4 protein-coding genes and 1 pseudogene are annotated in these 5,097 nt (G+C 71.1%); 4 read left to right on the forward strand and 1 reads right to left on the reverse strand.

Features of this window, described 5'->3' with window-relative positions:
* Positions 1–784: ATP-binding cassette domain-containing protein (locus G3I40_RS24945; protein WP_164304362.1), on the forward strand; the 784-nt coding region annotated here is incomplete at its 5' end.
* Positions 781–1,677 (forward strand): ECF transporter S component, encoded by an 897-nt coding sequence (locus tag G3I40_RS24950; protein WP_239091926.1) that lies wholly within the window; start codon positions 781–783, stop codon positions 1,675–1,677. The genes G3I40_RS24945 and G3I40_RS24950, both read left to right, overlap by 4 nt.
* 47 nt (positions 1,678–1,724) lie before the next feature.
* Here G3I40_RS24950 and G3I40_RS24955 read toward each other — a convergent pair whose 3' ends face one another.
* Complete coding sequence (locus G3I40_RS24955; RefSeq protein ID WP_164304363.1) at positions 1,725–2,894, reverse strand: steroid 3-ketoacyl-CoA thiolase; 1,170 nt, start codon at positions 2,892–2,894, stop codon at positions 1,725–1,727.
* A 323-nt stretch (positions 2,895–3,217) separates the two neighbouring features.
* Here G3I40_RS24955 and G3I40_RS24960 point away from each other — a divergent pair, with 323 nt between their 5' ends.
* Together G3I40_RS24960 and G3I40_RS24965 are read left to right on the forward strand one after the other, a co-directional pair.
* On the forward strand, positions 3,218–4,468 hold the full coding sequence (locus G3I40_RS24960) for a cytochrome P450 (protein WP_164304364.1): 1,251 nt from the start codon (positions 3,218–3,220) through the stop codon (positions 4,466–4,468).
* 170 nt (positions 4,469–4,638) lie between these two features.
* Positions 4,639–5,097 (forward strand): annotated as a pseudogene (locus tag G3I40_RS24965) (hypothetical protein); the annotation flags it as partial.

Genomic DNA, 5,097 nt, shown 5'->3' on the forward strand with positions numbered 1-5,097 from the left:
GCAGGTGGCGCAGCCCCGCGCCCCCGGCGGCACCGACCTCGCCGTCGTCCGGAAGCTCGGGGTGCGGCGTGGGCGCGTGGAAGCCCTTCGCCACGTCGACCTCCAGGTCGCCCCCGGCGAGATCGTCGCCCTCATGGGACGCAACGGAGCGGGGAAGTCGACCCTGCTGTCCGCCCTCGTCGGCATGGTCAGGCCCACGAGCGGAACGGTGGAGACGGGCGGGCTCGTCCCCCACCGCGCCACGCCCCACGACCTCATCCGCAAGGTGGGGCTGGTCCCGCAGGAGCCGCGGGACCTGCTCTGCGCGGACACCGTGGCAGCCGAATGCGCGGCGGCCGACAAGGACGCGAAGGCAGCGCCCGGCACCTGCCGCGCCCTGCTGTCGCAACTCCTGCCCGGCATCGCCGACGGCACGCACCCCCGGGACCTCTCCGAGGGCCAGCGCCTCACGCTCGCCCTGGCGATCGTCCTGACGGCGGCGCCCCCGCTCCTCCTCCTGGACGAGCCGACCCGGGGCCTGGACTACGCGGCGAAGACCCGCCTGGTCACGATCCTGCGCACCCTGGCGGCCGAGGGCCACGCGATCGTCATGGCGACGCACGACGTCGAACTGGCGGCGGAGCTCACGCACCGGGTGGCGATCCTCGCGGACGGCGAGGTCGTGGCGGACGGGCCGACCCCGGAGATCGTCACGTCCTCCCCCTCCTTCGCCCCCCAGGTGGCGAAGATCCTGGCGCCGCAGCAATGGCTCACGGTCAGCCAGGTGAGGCAGGCCCTCTCATGACGGACGAGCCCACGGACCCGCGGCGCGCCGGAGGCGTGCCTGCCCGTCCGGGTCGCGACAGGAAGGACCGCCACGACGGGCGGGACCGTCAGGTGCGGCCGGTCCGTCTGGGCCCCCGCTCCGTCGTCGCCCTGCTCCTGGTCAGCGCCGTGGGCGTCGTCGCCATCGGCTGGCCGCTGATCACCGGCCCCGGCTCCGAGGTGAACGCGCACGCGCAGGACGCGCCCTGGCTCTTCGCCGGGCTCCTCGTCCTCCTCGTGGCCGTCGTCGCCGCGACGATCTCCGAGTCGGGCATGGGGCCCAAGGCGGTCGCGATGCTGGGCGTCCTGGCCGCCGCCGGGGCCGCGCTGCGTCCGCTCGGCGCGGGCACGGCAGGCATCGAGCCGATGTTCTTCCTCATGGTGCTCAGCGGCCGCGTCCTCGGGCCGGGCTTCGGCTTCGTCCTCGGCTCGCTCAGCATGTTCGCCTCCGCCCTGCTGACCGGCGGGGTCGGCCCCTGGATGCCGTTCCAGATGCTGTCCATGGGCTGGTTCACGATGGCCGCGGGCCTGCTCCCCGCCCCGCACACCCTGCGCGGTCTGCCCGAGCGCGTGATGCTCGCCGTCTACGGCTTCCTCGCCGCGTTCGCGTACGGCACGCTCATGAACCTGGCGGGCTGGCCGTTCATGAACGCCCTGGCGTCCTCCGTCGCGTACCAGCCGGACTCGTCGCTCGCCGACAACCTGGCCCGCTTCCTCGCCTACTGCATGACCACGTCCCTCGGCTGGGACCTGGGCCGCGCGGCGCTCACCGTCGTCCTCACCCTGACCGTCGGCGGCGCCGTCCTGAACGCCCTGCGCCGCGCCACGCGCCGGGCCGCTTTCGAGGCCCGGCCCACGTTCGACGACCGCTGAGGGCCCCGGCACCGGCCCTGACGCCGGCACCGGGGCCGCGGCATGCGCTACAGCCGCTGGATGATGGTCCCCGTGGCGAGCGCGCCGCCCGCGCACATGGTGATGAGCGCGAACTCCTTGTCGCGGCGCTCCAGTTCGTGCAGCGCGGTGGTGATGAGCCGGGCGCCGGTGGCGCCGACGGGGTGCCCCAGCGCGATGGCGCCGCCGTTCACGTTCACCTTCTCCAGGTCCTGCTCGAAGACCTGCGCCCAGCTCAGCACCACGGACGCGAAGGCCTCGTTGATCTCCACCAGGTCGATGTCCTTCAGCGACATCCCGGCCTTGCCCAGGACGGCCCGGGTCGCGTCCACCGGCCCGTCCAGGTGGAAGTGCGGGTCGGAGCCCACCAGCGCCTGGGCCACGATCCGTGCCCGCGGCTTCAGCTTGAGGGCCCGCGCCATCCGCTTCGAGGCCCACATGATGGCGCAGGCGCCGTCGGATATCTGCGAGGAGTTCCCCGCGGTGTGCACGGCGGTCGGCATGACGGGCTTCAGCCCGGCCAGGCCCTCCATCGTCGTGTCGCGCAGCCCCTCGTCGCGGTCCACGAGCCGCCACATCCCGTGGCCGGCGGACTGCTCCGCCTCGGTGGTGGGGACCTGCACGGCGAACGTCTCGCGCTTGAAGCGCTCCTCGGCCCAGGCGGTGGCGGCGCGCTCCTGCGAGATCAGGCCGAGCGAGTCGACGTTCTCCCGGGTCAGCTCCCGGCGCCGCGCGATCCGTTCGGCCGCCTCGAACTGGTTGGGCAGGTCGACGTTCCACTCCTCGGGGAACGGCTTGCCCGGCCCGTGCTTGGACCCCGAGCCCAGCGGCACCCGCGACATGGCCTCGACGCCGCACGAGATGCCGACGTCGATGACGCCGGCCGCGATCATGTTGGCGGTCATGTGCGAGGCCTGCTGGGACGACCCGCACTGACAGTCCACGGTGGTGGCCGCGGTCTCGTAGGGCAGTCCCATGGTCAGCCACGCGGTGCGGGCCGGATTCATGGACTGCTCGCCCGCGTGCGTGACCGTACCGCCGACGATCTGCTCGACGCAGTCGGCGTGGATGCCGGTACGGCCGAGCAGTTCGCGGTACGTCTCGCCCAGCAGGTAGGCGGGATGGAGATTGGCCAGCGCACCCCCGCGCTTGCCGATCGGCGTACGTACGGCTTCGACGATGACGGGCTCGGCTGCCATGACGGTCGTCCTCTCACGCTTCCCGGACCAGCAGGATCAGATCGGGCATAAGCCCCGCACGCGAAACTAGAACGCGTACCAGTTCTCCGTGCAGTCTCGATGTGCTTACCCCTGGTACGCAAGGGTCGTGCAAGCACCGCGCACGGAACCGACACACCCGCGCCCCTTGCCACTTCTAGAACGCGTTATTACCTTTCCAGCCAGACCTGACAGTCCGTCAGGACCCCATCGCACGACCGCAGAACCACCGAAGCGCCACCGAAGAACCACCGCATGACTGTCGGAACACAGGAACACAAGGGATGACCTACCGGGAGTGACCCATGCCGTGCCCCGCGCTGCCCGACGGGTTCGACTTCACCGACCCCGATCTGCTCCAAGACCGCGTGCCCTACCCGGAGTTCGCCCAGCTGCGGCAGAGCGAACCGGTCCGCTGGATTCCGCAGGAACGCGGCATCACCGGCTATGACGACGAGGGCTACTGGGCCGTGACCCGGCACGCGGACGTCAAGTTCGTCTCGACGCATCCCGAGCTGTACTCGTCGAACACGAACACCGCGGTGATCCGCTTCAACTCCTCGATCCAGCGCGACCAGATCGAGGTCCAGAAGCTGATCATGCTGAACATGGACCCGCCGGAGCACACCCGCGTGCGCCAGATCGTGCAGCGCGGCTTCACCCCGCGCGCCATCCGCTCGCTGGAGGACGTGCTGCGCCGGCGGGCCCGCGACATCGTCGCGACGGCGCTGCAACAGGCGGGCCCAGACGGCTCGTTCGACTTCGTCGAGAACGTCGCGGTCGAACTACCGCTTCAAGCCATCGCCGAACTCATCGGCGTGGAGCAGAAGGACCGCTCCAAGGTCTTCGACTGGTCCAACAAAATGGTGGCGTACGACGATCCCGAGTACGCGATCACGGAGGAGATCGGCGCCGAGGCGGCCATGGAGATCGTCGGGTACGCGATGAATCTCGCCGCCGAGCGCAAGCAGTGCCCCGCGAAGGACATCGTCAGCCAGTTGGTGGCGGCGGAGGACGAGGGCAACCTGTCCTCGGACGAGTTCGGCTTCTTCGTGATCCTGCTCGCGGTCGCCGGGAACGAGACGACGCGCAACGCGATCACGCACGGCATGCACGCCTTCCTCACGCACCCGGACCAGTGGGAGCGCTACAAGCGCGAGCGACCGGGCACCACCGCGGAGGAGATCGTGCGCTGGGCGACGCCGGTCGTCTCCTTCCAGCGCACCGCCACCCAGGACACCGAGCTCGGCGGCCAGAAGATCAAGGCGGGCGACCGCGTCGGCATCTTCTACTCCTCGGCCAACCACGACCCCGAGGTCTTCGACGACCCCGACTCCTTCGACATCACCCGCGATCCGAACCCGCACCTCGGTTTCGGCGGCGGCGGACCGCACTTCTGCCTCGGCAAGTCCCTCGCCATCCTGGAGATCGACCTCATCTTCAACGCGATCGCCGACGCGATGCCCGGCCTGCGCCTCGTCGGCGACCCGCGCCGGCTGCGCGCGGCATGGCTGAACGGGGTCAAGGAACTGCAGGTGTCCACGGCAGCGGAGTGAGCCGCCACCGACCGGTGAACTTCGGCCGGAAGTGCACCGGTCTTCACCACTGAGTGAACATTTCCGTTGCGTTACGCGTCTTCGTCCGTGGAGCATGCCCCACGCCCACGCCCACGTCCACGACTCGCAACGGAACGGAGCCGGTACCCGTGGCCACGGTCGACCTGCCCATGGCGCGCCGCCGCCCCACCCTGGCCGGACACCACCGCGTGGCCCTGCTCGCCACGGCGCCCACACTCCCCCTGTACGCGGTGTGGGCGCTGTTCCTGGCGACGGGCGGCGGCGACCTGGCGGCCCAGCAGGCCTGGGCCCGGTTCGCCGCCGACCACGGGGCGTCCGCGTACAACCTGTTCTGGTACGGCGGCATGCACACCGCCAACTACTCCCTCATCTCGCCTTATCTGATGGCCGAGTTGGGGGTGCGGCCCGTGACGGTCCTGTCGGGGCTGGCGGCGGCCTGGCTCGGCGCGGTCCTGGTGGTGCGCACCGGAATCAGCCGCCCGCTGGCCCCGGCGGTCCTGCTCTCGCTGGCGCTGTGGTGCAACGTGGCGTCGGGCCGCACGACCTTCGCACTCGGCGTCGCCTTCGCGCTCGGCGCCCTCGTCGCGCCGCGGGGCCGGCGCGGGACC

The sequence above is a fragment of the Streptomyces sp. SID14478 genome (assembly GCF_010548525.1).
Lineage (GTDB): Bacteria > Actinomycetota > Actinomycetes > Streptomycetales > Streptomycetaceae > Streptomyces.